This window comes from Pseudomonas sp. BIGb0381, from assembly GCF_024809815.1.
In the GTDB taxonomy this organism is placed as follows: domain Bacteria; phylum Pseudomonadota; class Gammaproteobacteria; order Pseudomonadales; family Pseudomonadaceae; genus Aquipseudomonas.
Map to the genome: position 1 here is coordinate 355021 of NZ_JANUEN010000005.1, position 25453 is coordinate 380473.

23 protein-coding genes and 2 pseudogenes are annotated in these 25453 nt (G+C 59.9%); 10 read left to right on the forward strand and 15 right to left on the reverse strand.

Annotated features, from left to right (window positions below):
- Positions 1 to 266 precede the first annotated feature (266 nt).
- The 3 genes from M2397_RS16890 to M2397_RS16900 all read left to right on the forward strand — a co-directional run bounded on the left by M2397_RS16890 (position 267) and on the right by M2397_RS16900 (position 4305).
- Complete coding sequence (locus M2397_RS16890; RefSeq protein WP_259244116.1) at positions 267 to 941, forward strand: histidine phosphatase family protein; 675 nt, start codon at positions 267 to 269, stop codon at positions 939 to 941.
- 188 nt (positions 942 to 1129) lie between these two features.
- Positions 1130 to 2785, forward strand: coding sequence for a lipid IV(A) 4-amino-4-deoxy-L-arabinosyltransferase (gene arnT, locus M2397_RS16895; protein WP_145336217.1), 1656 nt, complete (start codon positions 1130 to 1132; stop codon positions 2783 to 2785).
- Entirely contained in the window at positions 2785 to 4305 is a 1521-nt protein-coding gene (locus M2397_RS16900; protein ID WP_131698212.1) for a glycosyltransferase family 39 protein, read from the forward strand. Before arnT ends, M2397_RS16900 begins: the two co-directional genes overlap by 1 nt.
- A gap of 105 nt (positions 4306 to 4410) precedes the next feature.
- Here the strand turns inward: M2397_RS16900 and M2397_RS16905 are convergent, their stop codons facing one another.
- A complete protein-coding gene (locus tag M2397_RS16905; RefSeq protein WP_259244100.1) occupies positions 4411 to 4815 on the reverse strand; it encodes a RidA family protein in 405 nt (134 codons plus the stop codon).
- Positions 4816 to 5187: 372 nt separating this feature from the next.
- On the opposite strand from M2397_RS16905, the gene M2397_RS16910 reads away from it, so the two are divergent.
- Entirely contained in the window at positions 5188 to 5463 is a 276-nt protein-coding gene (locus M2397_RS16910) for a DUF6124 family protein (protein ID WP_145336221.1), read from the forward strand.
- Positions 5464 to 5815: 352 nt separating this feature from the next.
- On the opposite strand, the gene M2397_RS16915 is transcribed toward M2397_RS16910, so the two are convergent.
- Both M2397_RS16915 and M2397_RS16920 read right to left on the reverse strand, forming a co-directional pair.
- Entirely contained in the window at positions 5816 to 6748 is a 933-nt protein-coding gene (locus M2397_RS16915) for a pyridoxamine 5'-phosphate oxidase family protein (RefSeq protein WP_259244101.1), read from the reverse strand.
- A gap of 89 nt (positions 6749 to 6837) precedes the next feature.
- The gene (locus M2397_RS16920) at positions 6838 to 7710 is read right to left on the reverse strand and encodes a LysR family transcriptional regulator (protein ID WP_259244117.1); all 873 of its coding nucleotides are present in this window, start codon (positions 7708 to 7710) and stop codon (positions 6838 to 6840) included.
- 135 nt (positions 7711 to 7845) lie between these two features.
- Here M2397_RS16920 and M2397_RS16925 point away from each other — a divergent pair, with 135 nt between their 5' ends.
- Both M2397_RS16925 and M2397_RS16930 read left to right on the forward strand, forming a co-directional pair.
- Positions 7846 to 8619: a glucose 1-dehydrogenase gene (locus M2397_RS16925; RefSeq protein ID WP_145336225.1), complete on the forward strand. Its 774-nt coding sequence runs from the start codon at positions 7846 to 7848 to the stop codon at positions 8617 to 8619.
- A 14-nt stretch (positions 8620 to 8633) separates the two neighbouring features.
- The gene (locus M2397_RS16930) at positions 8634 to 9686 is read left to right on the forward strand and encodes an L-idonate 5-dehydrogenase (RefSeq protein WP_145336227.1); all 1053 of its coding nucleotides are present in this window, start codon (positions 8634 to 8636) and stop codon (positions 9684 to 9686) included.
- Between the two features lie 3 nt (positions 9687 to 9689).
- On the opposite strand, the gene M2397_RS16935 is transcribed toward M2397_RS16930, so the two are convergent.
- From M2397_RS16935 to M2397_RS16960, 6 genes and pseudogenes are all read right to left on the reverse strand, one after another.
- Complete coding sequence (locus M2397_RS16935) at positions 9690 to 10943, reverse strand: ATP-grasp domain-containing protein (protein WP_145336230.1); 1254 nt, start codon at positions 10941 to 10943, stop codon at positions 9690 to 9692.
- On the reverse strand, positions 10940 to 11821 hold the full coding sequence (locus M2397_RS16940; protein WP_259244118.1) for an EamA family transporter: 882 nt from the start codon (positions 11819 to 11821) through the stop codon (positions 10940 to 10942). Before M2397_RS16940 ends, M2397_RS16935 begins: the two co-directional genes overlap by 4 nt.
- A 56-nt stretch (positions 11822 to 11877) precedes the next feature.
- Positions 11878 to 12444 (reverse strand): phosphoribosyltransferase family protein, encoded by a 567-nt coding sequence (locus M2397_RS16945; RefSeq protein ID WP_259244102.1) that lies wholly within the window; start codon positions 12442 to 12444, stop codon positions 11878 to 11880.
- The gene (locus M2397_RS16950; protein ID WP_259244103.1) at positions 12431 to 13390 is read right to left on the reverse strand and encodes a cysteine synthase family protein; all 960 of its coding nucleotides are present in this window, start codon (positions 13388 to 13390) and stop codon (positions 12431 to 12433) included. The genes M2397_RS16945 and M2397_RS16950 overlap by 14 nt, the downstream gene beginning before the upstream one ends.
- Positions 13391 to 13524: 134 nt before the next feature.
- Positions 13525 to 13774, reverse strand: a pseudogene (locus M2397_RS16955) (ABC transporter permease); the annotation flags it as partial.
- Positions 13771 to 13985, reverse strand: a pseudogene (locus M2397_RS16960) (ABC transporter ATP-binding protein); the annotation flags it as partial. The pseudogenes M2397_RS16960 and M2397_RS16955, both read right to left, overlap by 4 nt.
- 164 nt (positions 13986 to 14149) lie before the next feature.
- On the opposite strand from M2397_RS16960, the gene M2397_RS16965 reads away from it, so the two are divergent.
- The 3 genes from M2397_RS16965 to M2397_RS16975 all read left to right on the forward strand — a co-directional run bounded on the left by M2397_RS16965 (position 14150) and on the right by M2397_RS16975 (position 17705).
- Entirely contained in the window at positions 14150 to 15226 is a 1077-nt protein-coding gene (locus M2397_RS16965; protein ID WP_131698221.1) for an aldo/keto reductase, read from the forward strand.
- Positions 15227 to 15536: 310 nt separating this feature from the next.
- Positions 15537 to 16745 (forward strand): DUF1835 domain-containing protein, encoded by a 1209-nt coding sequence (locus tag M2397_RS16970; protein ID WP_259244104.1) that lies wholly within the window; start codon positions 15537 to 15539, stop codon positions 16743 to 16745.
- Positions 16746 to 16880: 135 nt separating this feature from the next.
- Positions 16881 to 17705: a 5'-nucleotidase, lipoprotein e(P4) family gene (locus M2397_RS16975; protein WP_259244105.1), complete on the forward strand. Its 825-nt coding sequence runs from the start codon at positions 16881 to 16883 to the stop codon at positions 17703 to 17705.
- A gap of 7 nt (positions 17706 to 17712) precedes the next feature.
- Here the strand turns inward: M2397_RS16975 and M2397_RS16980 are convergent, their stop codons facing one another.
- The 6 genes from M2397_RS16980 to gabT all read right to left on the reverse strand — a co-directional run bounded on the left by M2397_RS16980 (position 17713) and on the right by gabT (position 24073).
- Positions 17713 to 19053: an OprD family porin gene (locus M2397_RS16980; protein ID WP_405046445.1), complete on the reverse strand. Its 1341-nt coding sequence runs from the start codon at positions 19051 to 19053 to the stop codon at positions 17713 to 17715.
- Between the two features lie 69 nt (positions 19054 to 19122).
- The gene (locus M2397_RS16985; RefSeq protein WP_259244107.1) at positions 19123 to 20328 is read right to left on the reverse strand and encodes a DUF1624 domain-containing protein; all 1206 of its coding nucleotides are present in this window, start codon (positions 20326 to 20328) and stop codon (positions 19123 to 19125) included.
- Positions 20329 to 20356: 28 nt separating this feature from the next.
- On the reverse strand, positions 20357 to 21127 hold the full coding sequence (locus M2397_RS16990; protein ID WP_259244108.1) for a DUF4198 domain-containing protein: 771 nt from the start codon (positions 21125 to 21127) through the stop codon (positions 20357 to 20359).
- Between the two features lie 426 nt (positions 21128 to 21553).
- The gene (locus M2397_RS16995) at positions 21554 to 22042 is read right to left on the reverse strand and encodes an Lrp/AsnC family transcriptional regulator (RefSeq protein ID WP_010449292.1); all 489 of its coding nucleotides are present in this window, start codon (positions 22040 to 22042) and stop codon (positions 21554 to 21556) included.
- Positions 22043 to 22087: 45 nt separating this feature from the next.
- Positions 22088 to 22732 carry a tautomerase family protein gene (locus M2397_RS17000; protein ID WP_259244109.1) on the reverse strand — a complete coding sequence of 215 codons (645 nt, stop codon included), beginning with the start codon at positions 22730 to 22732 and terminating at the stop codon, positions 22088 to 22090.
- Positions 22733 to 22780: 48 nt separating this feature from the next.
- Positions 22781 to 24073, reverse strand: a complete 1293-nt coding sequence (gene gabT, locus M2397_RS17005) for a 4-aminobutyrate--2-oxoglutarate transaminase (RefSeq protein WP_259244110.1) — start codon at positions 24071 to 24073, stop codon at positions 22781 to 22783.
- A gap of 193 nt (positions 24074 to 24266) precedes the next feature.
- On the opposite strand from gabT, the gene M2397_RS17010 reads away from it, so the two are divergent.
- Positions 24267 to 25193, forward strand: coding sequence for a glyoxylate/hydroxypyruvate reductase A (locus tag M2397_RS17010; protein WP_259244119.1), 927 nt, complete (start codon positions 24267 to 24269; stop codon positions 25191 to 25193).
- Positions 25194 to 25453: the final 260 nt, after the last annotated feature.

Sequence of the window (25453 nt, forward strand, 5' to 3'; positions counted from 1 at the left end):
TCGTCTGATGGCTGGCAATCGAGAATAACGGCTAAGGATTCACGTCACGCAAATTTTTCACATTGATTTCACCGGTTGCCCACCCACCGCCCTTTAAATTACCGGCCAAACGTCATTCGTCGGCAACTTGTTAGTTACCACGCCTGGCAACTTTTAACTGCGGCATGTTCAGCGAAAAGACAGCCGCCCTGTGACAGCCTCCCGCTTCACTTCGGGCACTCGCCGACAAGTTGCGCCTCATGAATACAATATTGCCGACAGTGACCATGGTGAATGAAGTGGTTGACCTTACCCTGACCAAACCACGCTCACGCCGGGCCTTTCTGAAGCGTTGGCAAACCCTCTGGCTGGGGATCGTGGTGGTCGCCTTGCTCATTACTGGCAGCCTGTTCTGGCCTTCATCACCACAAGACCTGGGCGTGGGCAATCGCTTGTTGAGTTCCCAGGTGCTGCCGCTCTGGCGCGATGGCGACCTGATCGTGCTGGTACGCCATGAAGAGCGTTGCGATCGCTCGTCCAATCCATGCCTGGGGCCGGTGGAAGGCTTGACGATCAATGGCAGCCAACACGCTGAAAAACTTGGGAAAGCCTTTAAAACACTGGGTATGGATGGCAGCGACGTGCTCGCAAGTCCAGCCATTCGCACCGCCCAGACCTTACGTTTCATGTTCGGCAAAAACGAGCTGACCTCTGGCCAGCAGGCCGTGTGCGGCACGGTCATGGGCGAAGAATTACTCAGCCACAAAGCACCCGGGCGCAACCTCGTCTTCGTCACCCACAGCGGTTGCATTGCCGACTTCGAAACCGCCCTGGGCTTCCCCCACGCCAAGTTTTCCGAGTACGGCAGCGCGCTGTTCGTACAGGTGCTGGCCAACGGCAAGTTCAAGGCCCTGGGCATCATGAAAAACCAGGATTGGCCAGCCGCACTTAAACAAATCTAAGTCATTCCCTTCCCGCCCCTACGGCCTATGTTCAGCAAAAAGACAGCCCTGTTCTGGCATGTTTAGTTGCGCCCTTTAATTAAGGTCGTTATGACTATTTCCTGTTACTTAGTGAACGCTGTGACGACTTTCGCCATTACTTCATTAGTTGAAAAAACTACCATCAGGCGTCAGGGAGCGACGTTTTCATGACCCGCCTGAAACCCCTGCCGGTGTTATTACTGGCCTTCGTCGCGTTTTATCTATTGCCCCTGGGCCTGCACGGTTTGTGGATACCGGATGAAACCCGCTACGCCCAGATCAGCCAGGAGATGCTCCTGAGCGGCAACTGGGTGGCGCCGCACTTCATGGGCATCCGTTATTTCGAAAAACCCGCTGCCGGTTACTGGCTGATCGCCCTGGGCCAGGCCGTGTTTGGCCAGAACCTGTTCGGTGTACGCATCGCCTCGGCCCTGACCACTGGGTTGAGCGTGCTGCTTGCGTACCTGATCGCCCGCCGCCTGTGGAACGACCCACGCAAGAGTTTCGCCTGCGCCCTGCTCTACCTGAGCTTTGGCCTGGTGGCCGGGCAAGCGGGGTACTCCAACCTCGATCCGCAATTCACCTTGTGGGTCAACCTGAGCCTGGTGGCGCTGTGGTTTGCCCTCGACAGCAGCCTCCTGCGCAGCCGTCTGGGCGCCTGGGCCGTGCTGGGATTCGCCTGTGCCATGGGGTTCATGACCAAGGGTTTCCTGGCGTGGGCGCTGCCGGTACTGATTGCCGTGCCTTATATGCTCTGGCAACGGCGCCTGGGCGAGCTGCTGCGGTATGGCCCGTTGGCAATCGGCGTGGCCGTGCTGGTGTGTTTGCCCTGGGTGCTGGCGGTCCACACTCAGGAACCGGATTTCTGGCGCTTCTTTTTCTGGAATGAACACATCCGCCGCTTCAGTGCCGATAACGCGCAACACGTGCGGCCCTGGTGGTTCTTCCTGCCGATAATGGCGGTGGCTTGCCTGCCGTGGGCCGGGCTGCTGCCCAACACCCTGCACCAGGCCTGGAAAGAAAAGCGCCACCCGGCGATCGCCTTCCTGGCCCTTTGGCTGCTGTTGCCCCTGGGCTTGTTCAGCCTGAGCAACGGCAAGCTGCCGACCTACATCATGCCGTGCCTGCTGCCCCTGGCGTTGCTGATGGGGCATACCTTGAGCGACCTGGTCAGCCAAGGCAAAACCCAAGCCCTGTGCCTCAATGGCCTGTTCAACTTCGTGATCGGCATGGCCGCCATGGTCGGCCTGATCTACCTGCAAATCGCCAGGCCGCTGTACAGCAACAGCCATGCCGAGATGTTCAGCCTGTCGCTGGCGTTTATCGTGCTGCTGGGCTGGATCCTTGCCAACCTGCTGCAGGCCTTGCGTCCGCTGACGTTGTGGGCGATGCCGGCCCTGGGCATCGGCCTGCTGGTGATCCTGCTGCCGGCGAGCATGCCGGCGCAGATCGCGGATAACGAAATGCCCGACCAATTTGTGCTGGAGCATCTGGATGAGTTGCAGCACACCCACGCGCTGCTGAGCAATGAACTGGAGAGCGCCAGCGCATTGGCCTGGCGCCTGCAACGCGCCGACGTGGTGCTGTATGACACCGAAGGCGAGTTGCGCTACGGCTTGCAGTACGCTGGTGCCGTAAAACGCAAAGTGGGGTTGGAACAGGTTCAGGGCTGGCTCAAAGAAGCACGCCAGCACGGCTCGGTCGGCGTGCTGCTGCGGGTCAACAGCACCAGTGAAATGCGCGAGGCCGGGCAATTGCCGCCCGGAGGCAAACGCTATCACAAGGGCTACCTGGAACTTATCCTCTACCCGCAGGCGCCATGATGCCGGGTTATTTCAAGACCGAACGCGGCGCCCTGCTGCTGTTGCTGGGCGTCTCGGCCCTGCTGCTGCTCACCGGCCTGGGCGCGCGTGACCTGTGGGGCCCGGAAACCCGCTGGGCGAATATCGCCTTGCAGATGCTGCAGAGCGGTGACTATTTCGACCCGTACCTCAAGGGCCTGCCGTATTACGACAAACCCCTGCCCTCCTACTGGCTGATCACCGGCGCGGCCCACCTGATGGGGGGCCTTGGTCCCTGGTCGTTGCGCCTGCCGTCGGTGATCGGCGCGTGGTTGAGTGTGTGGCTGGTGTACCTGATCGGCGAACGCCTGTTCCGCAAGGGCACGGGGCTGATCGCCGGCTGGATGCTCGCCACCACGTTCTACTTCCTGTTCTGGGCACGCGTGGCCACGGCGGATGTGCTCACCGTGTGCGGCGTGCTGGCGGCCGTCGCCTGGTATTGGCGTGGCCCCGACGACACGCGGCTGTGGCGCTACACGGTGTTTTTCCTGTTGCTGGCCCTGACGTCGTTGTTCAAGGGCCTGATCGGCTTTGTGCTGCCCGGCCTCGTGCTGTTGCCGCACCTGCTCGGCGAGCAACGCTACAAGCGCCACCTCAATCTGCGCCTGGTGCTGGCCGTGCTGATCGCCGCCGCAGTGTATGCGGTGCCGTTCGTGCTGTCGCACGTCTACGGCGCACCGACCTATGGCGCGAGCGGCCTGGCGTTGGTGTTCCGGGAAAACGTGGTGCGTTTCTTCGACCCGTTCGACCATATGGGGCCGATCTACACCTACCTGATCTACCTGCCCGCCTACACGCTGCCCTGGACTCCGTGCTGGTTGCTCGGCCTGTGGCTGGCCGTGCGGCACTGGCGCCACACCGCGCCGAACGCGCGCTGGCTGGTGTGGGGCCTGGGCCTGCTGTTTGTGTTCTTCACCGCCAGCGGCAGCCGGCGCAGCTACTACGTGCTGCCGCTGGTGCCCTTTGCCCAATTGCTGGCGGCGTGGTGGCTGAGCGAGCGCGTGTTGAAAAAGCCCGCCATCTGGCCGCGCTGGCAGAAGGGTCTGGGGATCGCTGCCGCACTCATGCTGTTGATACTCGGCGTGGCCTATCCCTGGTCTAACGGCAACGGCGGCGTGACCCGCTTCGCCGAAGATGTGCAAGCCGAGGCCGTGAAAAGCGCGCCCTGGAACCAATGGCAGATGGTGCTGGTGGAAGTCGACAACAAGGTCCCGATGTACCTGCAAAATGGCGGCAAGCCGTTCTACTACATCGCCGAGACCCAGGACTTTCCCCGCCAGGGTGACACAGCCGCCTTCATGGCCTGGCTGGAAAAAACCAGCGGCCAAGGCTTTGACCCGCAACGTACGATCATCGTCGCGCAGTTCTCCAAGGACGATCCGACGCCGCTGGCGTATTTGGGTGCGGATCATCAGGTGATCACGACCCGGCCGGACAATGGCGAGCGGCTGTTTCACAAGCGTGACGAGGGCAGTGTCGCGTTTATCCCTGCGTCACGCTGATAGCTGCGTATCAGGTGTGCTTGTACCGCGCTGGGCGGGGCGTGGGGACAGTGAGCCGCTTGATCATGGCAAACAGGTTTTGGGGTGAACAGGCTTTTTGTGGCCTTATTTCGGTGGAACCACCGCCTCCGCCTCTATTTCGATCAACCACTCCGGCAACGAAAGCCCACTGACAATAATCCAGGACGACGGCGGCGGGTTATGGGGGAAGCGCTCACGGAGCGCCCGGGCTATGAGTTCCTGCTGATCACGCGCGGATTCGACGATATACAGCCGCAGCATCACCACATGGGACAAGTCACCCTCGACCTCGGCCAGGATCTTTTCGATATTGTCCAACGCCGTAGCGGTTTGCTCGGCCATGCCTGGACCCACGGTAAGCTCCTGGGCGTCCACACCTACCTGGCCGGAAAGCAGAATACGCCGGCCATCAGGCACTTCGATGGCTTGGCTGAAGCCGTATTGCAAGGAGTTGAATACGCTCTTGGGATTGATGACCTTGGGTTGCATGACGCGTCCTTGTTGTCGGTAGGAGTGCAAGGCTAACGTTAAAAGTCTTACGTCTCCAGGAGAGGGCTTTGGGTGATGAAGATGAGCAGGTCCATCGGACCGCTCTTACGCAACTTTCGGGTTGCGTCTGATCCACCTCGCCGCTAACCTTCGCGGGTCGCTGCAAATTCAGCGAATGGGTGTGGTAGCCCAGTTCTTTCATAGACCCCAAAACGCTCAAGGGCGTTTTTTTGTGCGGGCTGCTTTGTGGCGGCTGTGCATGGGAGGCTTCGGCCTGCCGGGTTTCTATGACCGGTCTACCACCCCGTGTACAGTCGCCTCCTGACTTCGTGTGGTAGCGAAATGGAGGTGCTCATTCATAGGAGCTTCGCCATGAAGAAAGTCACACCCAATCCCCCGCCATCCACCTCGGATGACAATCCGCAAATACCCCCCGATGTCATCTTCACCGTCCGTCCCGGCCTGAGTACGGAAGCCGCCTTGAGTAACGCCAGCGAGATGCTTGAATCGGCCACGGTCTGCGCGTACGACTGCGCCGAACGTCTTGACAGTCACCACCGCAGGCAGGTGCTGGCAGTGGTGCAGATGATCGAGATTGCGCAGTTATTGGTGGATGAAGCCCTTAACCGGGAATGCCCGGCGGCCTGATCACACAGCGCAAACTCAAGCAGCACAGCAGAGCCCCAGTGGGAGCTGTCGAGCTAAAGCTCGACAGCTCTTAACTTCAAATAACTTACTGATTTAAAAGGGTTAAAATTTCACCCTGACGTCGTGAGTCTTGCATACACAATTTCAGGCGACCGCATTCCTGTGGCGAGCGGGCTTGTCCCGCGCTGGGCTGCGCAGCAGCCCCAAAACCAGGCGCAGAGGCGTACCTGATACACCGCATTCGTCTTCATCAGGGCCGCTTCGCAGCCCAACGCGGGACAAGCCCGCTCGCCACAGAGGTCCCCGTTTGCTGCGCGACAGCGCTACGTCGAGCAGGATAAATACGCTGACGCTACCAACCTCCCATCGCCAGGCTGAACGGCGAAAACGCCTCGAACTGCCACCGTAACGCCAACGCCGCCGGGCGGCGGACCACATGGTCCACGGTCACCGTCCATAGCCGCTGCGCGCCTTCGAAGCGGGCGACTTCAGGGCCGTCGAGGATCAGCGAGGTATGCCCGGCGATCTGCAGCACATCCCCAGTTTCAAAGTCGATAAACAACAGCCCCGCCACCGGGTTGGTCGCCAGGTTGCCCAAGGTGTTGAAGAACAGGTTGCCGGCAAAATCCGGGATGGTCAGTACGTCGCCCTGCACGCGCACAAAGCCGGTGTTGCCGCCGCGATGGGAAACGTCCACCGAGCGTTCACCGTTGACCTCGACGTAGCTGGCGACGAAGAAGGTGTCGGCGTAGCGGAGCATCGCTTGGGCGGCGGCGTCGAGGCCGTCCATGCGCTCGACCTGGGTGCCAGGTTTACGCGCGATTCCATCGACCGGCCGCAGTTGGATGTATTTGGGGCAATTGCCGTAGCTCTGCACCACGTCGACCGACAGGCCATCGTGATCGAGCGCGCCGACACGGCCGTTCATACGGTTGCGGCGCCGGGTGTTCAGGTCGATGCCGAGCAGGCCCACTGCGGCGCCCTTGTGCAAGGCCGCGCGGGCCGGGTCGCTGGCAGACGGCAGGCTGTCAATCTGCAACGTATAAGGATCGGGAGAGTGGACGAACCCCGGCGCGCCTTCAATCAGGGTCGCCCAGGGAAGCCCCTGTTCATCCACCACGCCGAGCACCAGGTACGGCAACAAGGGATAGAAATCTCGATGCTGCTCCGGCAGGTGATCGCGTATCACCTTGGGCCCGACCACGGCCATGCGCTCGGCCACGCCGACCGCTGCTTGTAACTGCCGTTCGCCGGCATGCCAGGGGGATTGTTCCACGGGGTTCATGGTGATCACCTCAAGTTGAATGCCCTGATGCGGCGCCGATCACTGGAATTACCAGGTTTTACAATCCAGCATTTCAGCGGGTGAAACAATCACTCGCCAAACAATTCGACGATCAGCGTAAACAGCGTGGTCTTCACTGCGCTGTCCAACTCGGTCCAGGCCAATCCCGTGCTGGCCTGGAACGCTCCCAACACCAGCGGCCGCGAAACGCAATGGGCTGGTAACGCCCGCGCGGCCTGCTGTGGCAATACACCGACGCCCAACCCGGCGCAGACCAGCGCGAGCATGGTGGTGAACTCGCCCAGTTCGGACGCGATCTGCAGGGGGATGCCCACGGCCTGGATAAATTCGTCGTAGAACCCCGGCGCATACCGCCGCGCGAGGATGTACACCGGCACGTCGAGCAGGTCACCGGGCTGGATCGAATCCTGCGTGGCCAACGGATGATCCATCGGCAAGGCCACGCAGAACGGCTCGCGCAACACCACGCGGGTCTGCACCCCAGGGTAGGCGGCGGGCAGGCGCATCAAGCCGAAATCCAGGCGGCCATTTTTCAACGCGGCGGCTTGATCAGGGCCGGGCATGTCCTTGAGCTCCAGCTCGATCCGCGGGTAGCGCTGATGCACCGTGCGGATCAACTCGGGCAACAGTTGGGGCAATACCGACGACACAAAGCCCAGGCGCACCCGGCCGATTTCCCCCCGGTTGGAGGCTCGTGCTGCATCCGCCGCCCGCGCGGCCTGATGCAGGGTCGCCTGGGCTTCGGGCAGGAACACCCGACCGGCATCGGTCAAGGTCACCGAGTGGCGATTGCGGTCCAGCAGGCGTGCGCCCAGGCCACTTTCGAGCAGCTTGATCTGCATGCTCAGCGCCGGTTGCACAATCGACAACTGCGCCGCCGCCCGGCCGAAATGCAGCTCCTGGGCCAGTACCACAAAGGCGCGCAAGTGCTTGAGTTCCATCCAGCCTCCCCGGTTATCACGGATATTGATCAGCCGATCATAAATGAACATTGGACCTGCGCCCTATACCGGCGTGAAGTTAAGCCCATCAGCCAACGTTTTGATTATCACAAGCACGCCCGGAGAAATATGCCCATGCCAAGCGTTCTAGACACCTTTCGCCTCGATGGCCGGCTGGCGCTGGTCACCGGCTCCAGTGCCGGTATCGGCCTGGCCATCGCCCGAGGCCTGGCCCAGGCCGGTGCGCGGGTGGTGCTCAACGGGCGTAACCGCAGCACGTTGCGCGACGCCGCCGCGCTGCTGACCCTTGAAGGCCTGGAGGTGCATACCCAAGCGTTCGATGTGACCGACAGCGCGGCGATCCAAGTCGGCGTGGCCGCTATCGAGGAACGCCTCGGGCCCTTGGACATCCTGGTGAACAACGCCGGCATGCAGCGCCGTGGGCCGTTGGAGGACTACAGCGAGCAGCATTGGCGCGAACTGATCAGCACCAACCTCGACAGCGCCTTCCTCGTGGGCCAGGCTGTGGCGCGCGCGATGATCCCGCGCAAGCGGGGGCGCATCATCAATATTTGTTCGGTGCAAAGCGAATTGGGCCGCCCCGGCATCGCGCCGTATGCGGCGAGCAAAGGCGCGTTGAAGATGCTCACCAAGGGCATGGCCATCGACTGGGGCCCGCACGGGTTGACAGTCAACGGTATCGGCCCCGGCTACTTCAAGACCGAGTTGAACGCCAACCTGGTGGCCAACCCCGAGTTCAGCGACTGGCTGGTGCAACGTACGCCGAGCCGCCGCTGGGGCGACGTCGCCGAATTGGCCGGTGCGGCGGTGTTCCTGGCCAGCGATGCCGCGAGTTTCGTCAACGGTCATATCCTCTATGTCGACGGTGGCATCACCGCGTCGCTGTAACCCTGGAGAACCTTATGCACGCCATTGTCTGCCACGCCTCAAAAGACCTGCGGGTCAGCCCCCAGGACGAACCCCACACCCTGGGCCCCGAGCAACTGCGCGTGCGCATCGCCCGCGGCGGTATCTGCGGCTCGGACTTGCACTACTACCAGCACGGCGGCTTCGGCACGGTGCGCCTGCGCGAGCCGATGGTGCTCGGCCATGAAGTGTCGGCAGTGATCGACGCCGTGGGCGCGGACGCCGGCCGGTTCAAGGTCGGCCAGCGCATTGCCGTATCGCCGTCGCGTCCATGCGGCGCTTGCCGTTATTGCCATCAAGGCCTGCCCAACCATTGCCTGGACATGCGCTTCTACGGCAGCGCGATGCCCTTCCCGCATATCCAGGGCGCGTTTCGCCAGCGCCTGGTGATCGAGACGCATCAGGCCCATGTGCTGGCCGATCACGTCAGCCTCGCCGAAGGTGCACTGGCCGAGCCGTTGTCGGTGGGGTTGCATGCGATCCAACGGGCCGGCGCAGTGTTCGGCAAGCGCGTGCTGGTGACCGGTTGCGGCCCCATCGGCAACCTGCTGATCGGCAGCCTGCGCGCCGCCGGTGCCGCTGAAATCGTCGCGGTGGACCTGTCCGCCAGCGCCTTGGCCTGCGCGGAAAAAATGGGCGCCACGCGCACCCACAACATCGTCGACGGCGTCGACGCGCTCAAGCGCTACACCGCCGAAAAGGGTTACTTCGAGGTGATGTTCGAAGTCTCCGGCAGCGCCCAGGCCCTGCGTAACGGCCTGGACTGCATCGCCCCGCGCGGCGTGCTGGTCACTGTCGGCTTGGGCGGTGAGGTGTCGCTGCCGCTGAACCTGCTGGTCAGCCGCGAGATCGACCTGCGCGGCACCTTCCGCTTCCACAGCGAATTTGCCCAGGCGGTGGACTTGCTCAATCGCCAGATCATCGACGTGCGCCCGGTGATCTCCCACACGGTACCGTTCGAGCAGGCGGTGCAGGCGTTTGAACTGGCGGCGGACAAGACTCAGGCGATGAAAGTGGTGCTGGATTTTGGCGTGGCGGACGTGGAGTAAGGCCTACCCGCTTTCGGTCAGATACCCCCCCTCGACCTCAAGTGCGCGAATCCTAAGGTAATCTGCGGCGATCACCTTAGGATCGACATGAACCAGATACACCGTCCCCGGCTGACTGAACACGTCCTGCGTCGCACCCATTTGTTGTCCATTGTCGACGTAGAAAACTGCATCGAAGAACGACTCAAGTTTGAGCAGCTCTTTCAAAAATAGATCCTTATCGAAACAGCCATTTGAACGGTTGATCAGGCAGACATTATAGGTATGTTGCAACAGTGGATAGTCGGCCTCCCTTGCCAGCAATTGTGCAAAAAACTCCGGCTCGGCGATGGATAAAGCCACAGCTTCAATCTGCCCCAGACCGGTGGTTTGCCTGGATACACCGGGACGCAGAATACCGTCGGTTCGTGCAGCAACTTCTACCAGTTTCGGCCCCTCTGCGGTGAACATGACTTCTGCATGACTGGGGCCGTTGCGAATACCCAGACACCGCACCACTGCCCGAGTGTAATCCACCAGCACCGGGTAAACCGATGAGTCAGGTCCGATCAACTCATCGATGTCATAGAGTACGCCGCCCTCTTTTGTGCGCTGTTTTTGGTACCTCACGACCTCGGTAACAAGCTGTTGACCATTGAGTGAAACCATATTCACCACATATTCCGTCCCCGCCAGGTACTCCTGAATCAGCACCTGCGTATTAGGCAGGTTCAACTTATTCGTTGCTCCCAACAGCTTGCCCACCGCAGTCTCGCAGGCCTGCCTATCCGCACAGATGAACACACCATCGGCGCCTGCGCTGTCGAGGGGTTTTACCACGACAGGAAAGTGCCCATGGTCTTTGATCCAGCCGTCGGCTAACGCCCAACTGCCTGCAACGAACTGTCGGGGTGCGGGCAACTGAGCCTGGGAAACACATTGAATCATGTCGTACTTGTTTCGGCGGGCATTGGTCCTGTCGAAGTCATTACGATAGGGCAGTTGCAGTCCTTCATTTAATAGGTCAGCCAGGAGCACACCGGTTTCGGCACCGGCGATGATGAAGTCAGGCTTGAAGCATTCGACGCCCGCCAAGGTAGTCGTCATATTGCTATTGACAATCATCTGCTCATAAATCGAAGGATCGAAGCCCTTGTAGTAGTAACTCTCCAAGGCTCCCGTTGACGCCACATGCATGAGCACACAACCTTTTTCACTCAACCGCTTCGCCACAAATTTTCCCGAAGAGAAACCATCAACCACGACCACTCTAATCATGTTGCCTCCTTCCTGATTGCATACATCGCCCGACCCGAAAGCAACAACACAATGACGCTGACCGCCACCACACTGGCCATGGAAAACTCCACTCTGGTATCCAGGTATTGGAGTAACAGTACAAAGACAGGAAGTGTCAGCAAAACCAGGGAGACATGGATGGGTGTGAGGTAGTAGATGGTTTTCTGAATCAGGTAAATCGGCAACAAATGCCCGATCACAACCAGAACCACCATCGGCAGAATCAATTCGCGGTCGAGCGAAAAACTCACCTCGGAAGCAGGAATTGCGATGACGCAGACACCAATCATCGCCACGCTCCTGACAGCCAGTATTTCATGGACAGACCAATGGCGAGCGAACATCTCCTTGGAGAAAACCGTGTAAATGACGGTACCCAACGCGCAAACCATGACGCTGCCAATACCAAACAGTCGCTCCTCCACGGTAGTAGCGACCACACCGCTGTCACCGGCAAATGAATTGAACAACATGATCCCTACCGACGTGAGCACCAGACATGAAACCAGCGTATCTGCGAAGGCAGCCTTAGCACCGCGTTTAGTCAGCAGCGAGATAATCAACGTGAAGGCTGGGCCGCAGGCTACTGAGGCGACTCCGACCACTGCTGGCTCTAAATAACGCAACGCGTAAAACAGGCCTCCCCAGTTGAGTAGAACTGCAATATTGACGATAAAGACAAACGGCCAACAGGATCTAAACTTTGAAACCAAAGAACCTGCATCGCGATACAGTGCGCACACGATAAAAAACACTGCCGACGTTACAAAACAATAAAAAACAACGATCAGTGTATTGATCGATTGCGTGACATAAGCGACATACACATCGAATGCTGCACTGAGCAAGCAAAACACCAAGCCAATTATTACGCCCACCCTAAGCATATCTATCAACCGAAAAAAATACCGACCTATGAAATCACGTTCACACCTTCGTCTCTAACCACTATTTTCATAATGGTTTTCACATCAATACCCGTTTGTTTTTTAACCTTTTCAGCGCCATTATTCCCCACCTTTTCAACGGCACAAATAACGTCCACTAATTCGCCACCAGCACCTTTCACTGCATTGACCAGCGCAATCACTGCACCACCAGTACTCAACGTATCATCAATAATAGTTACGCGATCACCAGCATTAACGCCATTAAGATACATACTTCCTTGAAAATACTCTGACTGCACATTAACCACCTGCTCATTGATACCCCCCAGACTGTAGGAATACCATCTCGCCATTGCCATAGGAATACCTGTAAGCAAAGAGACCGTCGTAGCAAGCGCAGCACCTTTATCTTCTTCAGTTACAATTTTTGAAACATTAAAATCCATGAGCCTAACGATTTCTTGAGCCACCTCCATTAATACCTCCGGCCTTAATGCCGGAATTTGATCAGTAAACTCGTTTACGGTAGTCAATGCTGCACCAGAGTTCACAACTCTGGCATTCCTATAAACCTCTTCAAGTAACATCATTCACCTCACTGTATTCTGGATAAACACCATCCCAGCGACTTGCGTACTTCCATGAACTATCAAAAAACAAGGTGACTATATTTTTTTTGTGGAATGTTCGTGCAAACTCATCGCAGACCAGCAAGTTCGCACCACAGGTCGGGCCAATTGGGATTTTTTCTTCGTCAATAAAGAGCTTCATTCGAGCCCATGCGTCTGAGCCTTCAATCACTCGGACCTCATCAACGAGTTCAGAGATTGTATTAGCTGACAAGACTCCGGCACCGAGCCCCATTAAATTATGAGGGCGATGTTCAAAAGCCAAGTGATGCCTTTCTGCAAACAATGGAGCAGAATTATTGACTTCAAGCCCTACGGTTCTAATTTCGCTGTACTCTCGCTTCAAGACCTCAGCAATACCAGAAAACGTTCCACCCGTGCCTATCGAGCAAACAAAAAAATCAGGTACTACGCCATGCACCTTCAGGTCCCGTACTATTTCTTCACCACAGACCTTCCAACTTTGCCTGTTCAATAAATTGCTGGACTGATCCAGAAAATAACTTTCTCTCGCCGAGTTCTCCGCTTGATAACGTTTGGCTCGGAGTACGGCTTCTGATAAAAAACCTTCTCTTGGCGTTTCAACTATTTCAGCCCCATAAGAGCGTATTTGAGCTTTCCGTTCCTCAGTCATACCTTCTGGCATAAAGATTTTAACCTTATAGCCTTTTAGCCTTCCGATCCACGCAAGTGCTGCTCCACCATTCCCGGTAGAACAATCTATCAAGGTCATGCCCGGCCAAATGACGCCGGCCTCTTCCAATCGGCTAACAATATTTAGATAAGTCCTGTCCTTGTGACTTCCTGAGGGATTCAAAAACTCACACTTAGAAAAAACCTTGTTGCCATTTATCGAGAGTGTTTTCAACTCTACAAGTGGCGTACCACCAATATCTGCGAGCTCCATTCTGAAGCCCCCTATCCTCGACATAGAATACTTGAACGCTAACAGATTACTTCACAGACAAATAGCTAGCCGAACGGATAGGTAGTTTCAAGTTCGAAGTAGCGACCTGAGTGTAGGATTTTCCTGCAAACAATCCCTGCAAGAACTAGGATGCTGTCGACCCTTTGCCCACGGTACGTGCGACGCCCACGCCCCGCCGCCGACAGCCCGGCGATCAGGGTCATTGCGCACATCAACGGCAGTACCACATACCAGTAGGCGAACTCGAACACCCATCCCAGCAGGTAACCGATGGCCAACAGTTGCACCGCGGTGCGCACCGTTGACCAGGATCAGCGAAGCAGCGATGCCCATGTCCAGGGCGGTGAGGTTCTGATAGTTCACGGCTGGGCCGCCTCGCTCAACACCCCGGCACTCATCTGCCAGTGGATGTCGCTCATGCGCCGGGCCTGGTCGGGGTCGTGGGGTCGAGGGCGGTGGTGGGTTCGTCCAGCAGCACCTCGGGGTTGAGTTGCAGGGTGCGGATCAGCGAGACCACCTAGGCCTCGCCACCCGACAGGTCCAACGCGTTCTTCGTCAAAAAATCGGCTGCCTTGTGAGGGCGTGGGTCTCGATCAGTGCGCGCATGGACGCGGTGTTCCTCTTAAAACCTGTTGGGCGTAATGGTGAGGCCCGCGCGGGAAGTTTTCATGAAAAAATTCAAACTATCGTCACCCACGTCGTTCAGAACTTCAGGTTCGACGTTAAGTAGGAGACGACATGCAATACCGACAACTGGGCCATTCGGGCCTGCTGGTATCCGAAATCATCCTCGGCACCGTGCCCTTTGGCGGTCGCGCCGAGTTTGAAAAATGCGGGTCGGTAGACGTGCCCCAGGCCAGGCGCATGTTCGATATCGCGTTCGACGCCGGGGTGAATATGGTCGACACCGCCGACCTCTACTCCCATGGGCTGGCCGAAGAAGTCGTCGGCAAAGCCCTGGGCGACAAGCGCAACGATATCCTGCTGGCCACCAAGGGCCGCAGCCCGGTGGACAAGAACCCGAATAACTCAGGCTCTTCACGCTACCACCTGATTCGCGCCTGCGAGGCCAGTTTGAAGCGCCTGGGCACTGACCATATCGACCTTTACCAATTGCACAATTGGGACGGCATGACCCCCATCGAGGAAACCCTCGAAGCCCTGCGGCTGTTGGTAGGGTCGGGGAAAATCCGTTACTTCGGCACCAGCAATTTTACTGCCTGGCAGATGATGAAAACCCTCGGCAAGGCCGAATTGCACGGCATGCTCAAGCCCATCACCCAGCAGATCTACTACACGCCGGAATCCCGCGAGGCCGAGTACGAGTTGCTACCATTGGCCCTGGACCAGCACGTGGGTACTCTGGTGTGGGGGCCGATGGGCGAAGGCCTGCTGACCGGCTCCACCCGACGCGGACAGCAGCCACCGGCCAATACCCGCCAGGGCAGCGGCTGGCCCGAACCCTACGTACATGACCAGGAACGTGCGCTGGACATCATCGAGACCCTCGCCGCCGTGGGCGATGAACAGGGCGTGTCGGTGGCGCGCACCTGCCTGGCCTGGCTCAAGGACCGTCCAGGGATTACCTCCCTGATCGTCGGCGCCCGCACTGAAGCGCATCTGCGCGACAACCTGGCGGCCACAGAGTTAAAACTCACCGAAGAACAGTTCGCGCGCATTGAAGCGGTGACACGGCGCCAACCGTTGTATCCGTACTGGCATCGCTTTACTGCCGGGATTGATCGCTTCGATCCGGCAGAGCAGCCGTTCCTGGCCGAGCACCAGAAAACCATGGATGCACGCAAGGACAAATAATCCAGAACAGCGTACCTGTGGCGAGGGCGCTTGTTCCCTCACCACAGATTACTTTTGGCCCTTTCTACGTCTTCACTGACTGACATGGGGGCAAATCCCCCTCCCACATTTAATCCCGTACAAACCCCAAAAAGAGTACGGCTGTGATCCCAAGCCCGATTTGCAATCAAACGCCGCAGTGCCTATATTTCCCGCCTGGCGCTCTCTACGCCACCTTCCGCGGAAAGGGCTGCGCCCAAGACAGTCAAGCTCCACCTCATTTCTACGACTCCCAACCTTAAAGCGGAAAAGGTTTGTGCAAGGAGATCGTATGTCGCAACGCCCTGTATCCTCCAACACCGATGGCCGTCTCAACCTTGAGCAGCAGCGCAAGCGCGCCAAGGAATTGTTGCGGCAGCTGAAAACCCAGGACTCCAGCGCCACCCTGTCCCAGGCTCAGTGGGAGATCGCCAGGCAACTGGGTTTCAGCAGTTGGCCCAAGCTCAAGGCCCATGTCGACGCCATTGACTTCGCCGCCCGCCATCCCGACTTTGCCGCCAGCGACGAAGCACGCACCACCCACTGGCGCTGCGGCAATGACATTGCCCATAGCCTTCAGATTGCCGGGTTCAAGGGCCACTTCCACATGCTGAGCGACCCGCTATGCATGGGCCCGGTGCGCGACGTACCCACCGCAGAATTCCGCGCCCTGCGCAGCGCTTTCATCAGCCAGACCTTTGCCCTGCCCGCAGCGGACGTCACGCGCCGCGTCGACGATGAATACGATCAGCTCCACTCCTTGGCCAGCGCCGAGCACAGCGTGCTGTGGTGCGAGGCGGACGCCTATGACCAGTTGTTCCTGATCCGTGCCCTGGCCGGCCTGGAGCAGATGCCGCCCAAGCTGGAGCTGATCGAGGTGGATCGTATCCCCGGTGTCGAGCGTTTTATCGGTATCGGCCAGTTGGCGCCCGATGTATTGGCGTGGCTATGGCCACAGCGGCGCTTGATCGGTGACGATGCGGTGCAACTGGCCAAACAGGCCTGGTCGGCCTATTGCGACAGCTCACCGACGAAGTTGGCGAAGCTTGCCCATGGTAAACACCCCGCCCTGCCTTTGCTGGCCCCGGCGCTGTTGCGTCAGTTGCAGGAACTGCCGGGCACCCAGGACGGCCTGTCGCTGACCGAACGCCTGGCCCTGACCTACCTCGCCGAAGCCGGGACGCTGCCATTTGGCCGTGTGTTCGCCGAGCTGATGGCCAGGCGCGACCCGCTGCCGTTCCTGGGGGACATGATGTTTCATGCGCTGTTGCGGCCGTTGATCGATGGCGAGCAGCCGTTGCTGACGGAAACCGAGACGCATCTGGACTGGCCGCGTCGGCCGCTGGCGCTGACTCCCTTGGGCCATGAAGTGCTCAACGGACAGGCGTACTGGCTCGACCATGCCAGCCACGAACGCTGGGTGGGCGGTACGTGCATCAGGCCCGGCCAACCGCACTGGACGATTGACGAGGCTCTGCGCCCCCAGTACAGAGCGCAGTAAAAAAACAGCCCGCCGTGCATCACCCACGGCGGGCTGTTTTAGTAGTCATCGGCGCCCAGGCTGAAGACGGTGGTGCATCAACGCAGGATTAGGCTAATGTGCCGCCCACGCGCCCTTTCCCTGCGAGACCTCTGCATGCGACCCCTGATTTTCGCCAGCCTGTGCCTGCTGGCAGGCTGTCAACAAACGCCGCCGGCCAACGACCAGCTCGACGCCGTACTCTGGACCCAGACCTCCATCGAACACGAGTTGATCTATCGCCAGGTCTTCGCCAATGCCACCCGCCAGCTCGACGTGGCGCTGGCCGATCCCCGCTGGGACGCGCTGCCCTTCCCCCCACGCAACCTCAGCGGCCTGCCGCCGGCGGTGGTGGTAGACATTGATGAAACCCTGCTGGACAACGTGCCGCTCAATGCCCGCGACGTGATCAATAACCAGGTGTATGGCTACGACCGCTGGAACACCTGGGTCGACCAGGCGAATGCCCAGGCCCTCCCCGGTGCCGTGGCGTTCCTGCAAGCGGCACAACAAAAAGGCATCACGGTTTACTACCTGACCAACCGCGAACACAGCCAGGTCGCGGCCACTGTGGCCAACCTGCGCCTGCGCGGTTTTCCGGTGGAGAGCAATCAACAGGTGCTCGCCGCCAGCACGCCTACCGGGCACTGCGAAAGCGCCGGCTACGGCAAGAACTGCCGCCGCCAATGGGTCGCCAGCCAGGCTCGCGTGCTGTTGATGGCCGGTGATTCCCTGGGGGATTTCGTCCAGGCCGAACACAACACCCTCGAGGCCCAGCGCAAGGCCGTCGAACCCTATGTGAGCTGGCTGGGGCAGCGCTGGTTTTTGCTGCCCAACCCGACCTATGGCAACTGGTACAGCGCGCCCTATGGGGATGATGAAAAGCTGCCGTTCGCGCAGAAACGCCAGCTCAAGCAGCAGGCGTTGCAGTTGCAGGAGTAACGCCGGACTAGTGCAAGCGCCCGCCCAACGGGTACTCGACCGCCAGGCGGATCTGGTTGGCATCCAGCTCCGCCTGCGCCGCATTGCCCCGGTGCACGGCGTGGCGCAGGGTAAAGGCGAGGTTTTTCGCGACACCGGACTGCACCACGTAACGTGCTTGCAGGTCACGCTCCCAATGCTTGCCCCCATCACCGTAGCCGAGCCATGGGTAGCCGCCGCCAGGATCCATGTGGCGGCCGTCGATACCACTGCCGCGTACATACAACGCCGCCAGGCTCAGGCCGGGCATGCCATGGCCCGTTAGGTCCAAGTCATAGCGCGCCTGCCACGAGGCCTCCCGCGGGGCGTTGAAATCGGACAGCGCCACGGCGTTGCTCAGGTAAATCGCCCCGCGCGTCACGTAGTCGAACGGCGTGTCGCCACTGACTTTCTGATAGCCCACGCCCACACTGTGGGCACCGAACCGATACGTCGAGAGCAGGCTCCATGTGGTGTTATCGATGCGCCCGGACAACGCCTTGCCGGTGTCCTGGGTGCGATACAGGTTCAGGTCAACGGTCAGTGCCTGGCCGGGAAGCAGCGGCCGGGTGTAGACCGCCCCCAAGTAATGCTGGCGCCAGGTGTCTTCATAGACAGCACTGAACACGCTGGCGCTCAGCCCCTTGATTGCCGTATTGCGTATGCCCACCAAGTCAAAGCGATCGCCTTGCTTGCCGTTGGAATAGTTGACGACAAATCCTCGGTCATGGCTGCTGGCGTTGCGCTCGGTGCTCTCATTGAAGTGCCCAGCGAACAGGGTGGTGGCCGGCAACTCGCGGCTGGTCAACAACCATCCCGTCGCGGTTTCGGGCAGCAAGCGGCTGTCGGACGAGGCAAACACCGGGGTTTTCACCCGCTGCTCGCCATAGCGCAATTCGGTTGAGGAAAAGCGCAGTTTGGCAACTGCACCACCGCGGCTGAACTGGTCCTTGGGATGGCCGTCATTGTCCACCCCCAATAGCCGTGCCTTCCCGGCACGTCCACCGCCACTGTCCAGTTGCCAGGCGGAATAAACGTGCGCATCCAGGCCAAAACCCAGGGTGCCGGTGGTGAAACCCGAGGTGTAGTCAGCCATCAGGCCATAGGCCCATTCCTCCGCCAGGTCGCTGCGCTGGGATCGCGGTTTGTAGGCGTTGCGAGCGCCGTTGCTGAGGGCGCCATGCTGGTAGTCGCGGCGGTCGTAGACACTGCGGTTGAGCAGGTTCCACTGGCTGTCCTCGATAAAGCCTTTGGCGGTGTCTTGTTCGGCGGCGAAGGCGAGCAGGCTCTGCCCTCCCAGTGCCAATAGCAGGGTGCGGGTCGATAGCATCTTCACGGTTTGACTCCAGAACGTGTCAGGCAAAGGTGTTCCGCAGGGCGCAGAACACCGTTGGTTCCGTCAGAGGTATTTGAGAATCGCGATGTCGCGACGACGCTGTTTGAGGCCGGCGAACCAGCGCGTCGGGAAGAACAGCAACACCCCGAGTATCACGCTCCACAACCACACCATCGGCAGGTCGTCAAAACCGTAGTACGTGCCCTGGTTAGCGCCCCAGATCGCCAGCGCGACCAGGTACATGGCCTTGAGCACGTAGAGGTGCAGCAAGTAGAAAAACATCGGCGCCCCACCATAGATCGCCAGGGTCGCGGTAGCCCAGCGGGACTGCCATTTCTCGAACAGTGCCAACAACAGCAGCGACAGGCCCAGGGTGGGCATCAGGAACATCAGCGACGGCGGGTATTTCTTCGCGCTCATGAAGCTCATGAAGGTGCGCAATGCATCACCGGTCTGCACCCAGGGTTTCTCGCCATACACGTTGAGGTAGCGGATAAACACAAACGCGACCAGCAAGCCTGTACCCAGCTTGACCAGGCGGGAGATACGCTCCGCCGACGGCATCGCCTTGCCAAACCACGGACCGATGCCCCAGCCCAGCAGGATCACACCGATCCACGGCAATATCGGGTACGTCGTGCGGGCGCGGGTGAATTCGGTAATGTCGATAAACACCCGCTGATGCAGGATCGACCAGGGCACGAAGAACGGCGACTCCGGCCCGACTGTCACGCCATCGAGCAGGTTATGCCCGGCAACAATCGCCACCCCCAGCACGATCAGCCAGGCGCGTTTGAAGTGCAGCAAACCGGCAAGCACGATCATGCACAGGCCGATACACCAGATCACCTGCAGCCACAACGTCTTGGGCGGGAACTCGGCGTTCCAGGCAAAGCACACGAAGGTGATTTCCAGGAACACCAGGAACAGACCGCGCTTGAGCAAAAACACCGAGGTTTCGCGGGCGCTGTGTTTCTGGCTGTAGAGCCAGGCCGACAAGCCCGTCAGAAAGATAAACGCCGGGGCGCATATCTCGCTGAGCATACGGGTGAAATACAAGTCCGGGGTGACACTCAAGGCATCGATCGGGTCGGTGACCTGCCGGTGCAGCAAGAAGGTTTCGCGCACATGGTCGATGAGCATCAACAGCATCACAAAACCACGCAGCGCATCGATAGCCAGCATGCGCGTGGCCGCCGTGACGTTCGTGCGGGCAAGCGTGGGCGCAACAGTGCCCGCCTGACCGGCCAATCCTGAAGAAAGGGTCATATCAATCACTCATGAAGGAGGCAATGAATCAGGCTGACTTTTTCAGCCTGGCGACTTCCGATGCCGGCAGTTGCGACGGCGCGCGAGGTAACGGCGCCTGGCCTTGCTGGCGGTGGAACGACAACGTCGAACTGAAGCGTTTGACGTCAAACCGCTCGGGGTTACCCGCCGGATCAAGACGCTCGCCAGGGCTGTTGTCCTGGTACTCGACGGCCACCACGTAAGTGCCCTGCCAGGGCAGCTCGAAGCTGACGTTGCCGGCGGCATCGCTGCGCTGCTTGAAGACTTCACCGGAGGCGGTTTCCAGCATCACTTCCTGGCCCGTCAGCGGCTTGCCCGCGAAGAACACCCGGAACTGCGCACGGCCCGCATCGGCAACGCCGGTGGGCACGATATCCAGGATCAGCTCCGGGCTACGGGCACGCAGGTCACCGACCCAGCGCGTGGCCGGCGTCCAAGCGGCTTTCAAGGTCTTGGCGCCTTCATGCACATCGAACATCGGATAGTGCAGGTCTTGCGCCAGCAACGAATCCTCGGGACTGGGCTGCTCAGCCAGCATGAACGCCTGGCGTTGCAGGCTCAGCTGCAGCGGTGCCGACCGGTCGGCCATCGACCACGCCTGGAGTTGCCTGAACCGGTCCATTCCCCCCGGCGTGACCTCCAGTACGTTCTTGTCATACTCCCCGTAGTACAAGGCCAGTGGCTGCCCGGGAAGTTGTTCATACCAAATCTGATGCGCCTCGCTGGCGGTTGCCAGCATGAACGCCCCATAACCCAACAGTGCTTTTGCGTTGCTCATTCGCATTTTTTTCGCTCCGATTGGTGGTGTTCAACCCAAGGCTGTCGCGGCTGGAAAACACCGCACAGCCCTGCGCTCCCTCACTCTGCAAGCATTACAACGCAGGCCCTTTTGCGGTATGCGCCGAATTGCGCCCACGGATCGGCGCAGACCACTGTTTAAGGACTCGAAAAAGTGTTTTATGCGGGTTGCGTCGAGATGAGGCGTTTAGCCAAGACTACGAGTGGGTGTGTCCAATTGAGGTGCAAAAGCAGTGAGCTTTGATCGTTTCCACGTTCTGCGCAAAGCTGTGTACCTGATGTACCGAGGTGCCTGCATCGCAGGCAAGCCAGCTCCCACATTTGAACCGGCTCACCCCATAAAGCGGGGTCAACTGACAGACCTCCATCGGGGGCAAGCCCCCTCCCACAGGAAAGCGAGCGTATGTCAGTGCCGCAGCAACTTGCGCAACGGCACGCCATCCTTGAGCACCGGTGACTTGATCACGATATAGCTGAAGTACTTGGAGATACCGATGTTCTTGTCCAGCAAGCTTTCAACCACTTCCTGGTAATGCTGGATGCTGCGGGTCATGAAACGCACCAGATAGTCGTAGCCACCACTGATCAAGTGACACTCGAGCACTTCGTCCACCAGGCGGATATTCGATTCGAACTTGGCGAAGTCTTCACGCTTGTGGTCGCTGAGGGTGATCTCGGTAAACACCGTGACCGAGTCGGTGATCTTGGCCAGGTTCAAGTGCGCCTTGTAGCTGGAAATATACCCGGCCGACTCCAGCCGCTTGACCCGTTGCAGGCACGGGCTGGCGGACAGGCCCACGGCGTCGGCGAGGCTGACATTGGTCATCCGGCCGTCTTTTTGCAATTCAACCAGAATACTGATGTCGATCCGGTCCAGCTTGACTTGCCCTTCCATTGCGTACCTCTTGACTGCCGTTTGTAAGACAATCTTCTAGCAAAATCAGCGCCGTAAAGACAGCTGATGCTGCGCCACCAGATCCGCCATGCTGTTGATGCAGTACTCCGCCGCGCAAGGCGAAGGCTGCCGCGCCCGGTGGCGGCCGATCAAACAGCGGTCCAGGACCGCGTGTGCGCCGACTGACGGTCGCGTCACATGCAGCACCGGTTGCAACTGCTCGCCCTGGTCCGTGAGCCATTGCGGGTCTTCGGCCAGGGAAATGAAATCTTCCGGTGCAATCCCCAATCGCTCGCACAACACCCCGCGATCCTCGGCATCACGGTCGCCACGCACCAGCAATCGGTAGAACTTGCGCAGGTACAGCATCGCCCCCGGGGCATCCTCGAACAACGACCAATTGCCCGCCGAACGGGCAAAGCTCATGCCCTCCTCCCAACTGGCGTGCAATCCCCACGCCTCTGCCAGTTGGCGATGGGCAAAACACAACACGCCACTGAAGCCCAGCTCGGCGAAACGCGGATAGAGCTGGGCAACCTGCGCATTGAATTCGGCCAGCACCTGGTCCTTGGCCGGCTGCCCGCCACGGCTGTCGAGCAGCGGTTGCAACGCCGCCCACACCCCGGAATCGCGATCCACCAGCACTTCATCGCAATCGATCAGCAACGCTCGATAATCTGTCAGTCCCATGTGGGGTCAAGCCTCCAATGCTGCAGTTGGCCCATAGTGGGCACAGCCTCAGTTCAAGACCCGTGCCAAGGCACCGTCGAGGATTTTCAGCGCTTCGTCGACCTGAGCTTCAGTGGTCACCAACGGCGCGAGGAAGCGCAGCACATTGCGATGCACCCCGCATTTGATCACCAGCAAACCACCGGTCCGGGCTTCATCGATCAGCCGTTGGTTGAGGTCGGCATCCGGGGTTCGGGCCGGGTCATCCTTGATCAATTCCATCGCCAACATAAAGCCGGTGCCGCGCACATCGCCGATGCGCGAGTAGCGCGCCTGCAAATCGAGCAAACCCTGGCGCAGGCGCTCGCCCAGTACTTGGCTGCGCGCCAGCAACTGCTCCTGCTCGAACGCATCGATCACCGCCAGCGCCGCCGCACAGGCCAGCGCATTACCGCCGTAGGTGCCGCCCAACCCGCCGGGCAATGGTGCATCCATGATGTGCGCCTTGCCGACTACGCCGGACAACGGCAAGCCGCCGGCCAGGCTCTTGGCCACGGTCACCAGGTCGGGCTGGATACCCGCATGCTGGAAACCGAACCAGGTGCCGGTGCGACCGAAGCCAGTCTGGATTTCGTCGAGGATCAACACGATGCCATGCTTGTCGGCCAACGCTCGCAGCGCCTGGAGAAACTCAGGTGGCGCGGTGAGGAAACCGCCGTCGCCCTGCACCGGCTCGATGATGATTGCGGCCACCCGCTCCGGCGCTACCTGGGTCGCCAGCAACTCATCCAGGGCCTTGAGCGCGATGTCGCTGGTCACGCCGCGATAAGCATTCGGGTACGGGGTGTGGAACACCTCCGGCGCAAACGGCCCGAAGTTCTGCTTGTAGGGCTGGCTCATGCCGGTGAGCGTGGTGCCCAGCAACGTGCGCCCGTGGAAACCGCCACGGAAGGCGATCACCGCCGAGCGATTGGTATGGGCGCGGGCGATCTTCACCGCATTTTCCACCGCCTCGGCGCCGGAGGTGAAGAACGCCGCTTTGTACGCTTCCTGGCCGCCAATCATTTCACACAGACGCTGGGCCAGGTCGAGGTAAGGCTGATAGGCAACCACCTGGAAGCAGGCATGGGAGACCCTCTGCAACTGGGCCTGCACAGCGGCGACCACCTTGGGGTGGTTATGACCGATGTTGAGCACGCCGATACCGCCGACGAAGTCCAGGTAACGCTTGCCATCCACGTCCCACAACTCGGCGCCCTGGGCACGGTCGATCACCAGCGGGTGCGCGGTCACCAGGCCACGGGGCACGAACTGCTCGCGCTGACGGAGCAAATGAGGGGTTTCGTCGACTTTGCTATTCATGGCATTTCCCATCGTGAGTCCGGCAACCGGAAGGTGGTTGCGATGCTGTCCAGAGTACGACCTGCGGGCAACGAACTACGCCGAACTTGCCCCGTGAGAAATTCGGATCAACTGTTTTCGCCCCGCGTTTCAACAGATCCTGCGCCGGGCTTGGGGGATGATGATCGCTACCTTCATCCAGCAGGAAATGCCCATGGCCTTGCTCTACAAAGCTGACCCGGTGCGCGGCCAACACTGGCAGGCACTCTTTGCCCAACACGCGCCGGATATCGAATGGCGCGCCTGGCCCGACATCGGCAACCCCTCCGAGGTCGACTACCTGGCCGCCTGGCAGGCGCCGGAAGATCTGGCGCACGTGCTGCCCAACCTGAAGGTGTTGTTTGCGTTGTCGGCCGGTGTCGATCAACTGGATCTGGACTGTCTGCCTGCGGGCCTGCCGGTGGTGCGCCTGCTGGATCCGGGCATAACCCGCGGCATGTGCGAGTACGCCAGTTGGGCGGTGCTCAGCCTGCACCGCGACATGCTGCGCTACCGCCAGCAGCAGGTGGCGCGCTGTTGGCAGGCGCACCTGTTGCAGCCGGCTGCGAACCGGCGCGTAGGGGTGATGGGCCTGGGAGCCCAGGCCCAGCAGATTCTGGCGACCTTGGCACCGCTGGGCTTTGCCCTGTCCGGCTGGGCGCGCAGTGCGCACCAGGTGCCGGGGGTGGAGTGTTATGCGGGAGAAGCGCAACTGCCGGCGTTTCTTAGCCAGTGCGATATTTTGCTGTGCGTGTTGCCGTTGACGGAGCAGACCCAGGGGATTCTGGACCGACGCTTGTTTGCGCAACTGCCACGGGGGGCGGGGTTGGTGAATATGGGCCGTGGGGGGCACCTGGTTGAAGAGGATTTGCTCGAGGCACTGGAGAGTGGGCAGTTGAGTGGGGCCGTGCTGGATGTGCTGCGGGAAGAGCCGGCGGCACCGGAGCATCCGTTTTGGGAGCACCCGCAGGTGTTGTTGACGCCGCATATTGCGGCGATGACGCAGCCGGAAAGTGCGTTTGGGGTGTTGTTGGAGAATATTCGGCGGTTTGAGCGGGGGGAGGAGATGGTGGGTGAGGTGGATCGGTTGCGGGGGTACTGAGTACATATCCGTTGCTGCGGTAACGGCGGCTATTGGTTCCGCCCTTACGGCGGGTCACTTTTGGAAAGAGCCCAAAAGTAACCAAAAGGCTCTCGCCGGTATGACTCACCCACATGGGTTACAAATCAGTTCACACACATAGGTAACAGTTTTTAACTGGCAGGGTTGAATCCGTGGGTAACCCGGCAGGACGCCGGGTTAGCCGTCCTGGGCCAAGGATGGCCCATGACGGCGGCCCACGGATTCAAGCCGGAGTGAGG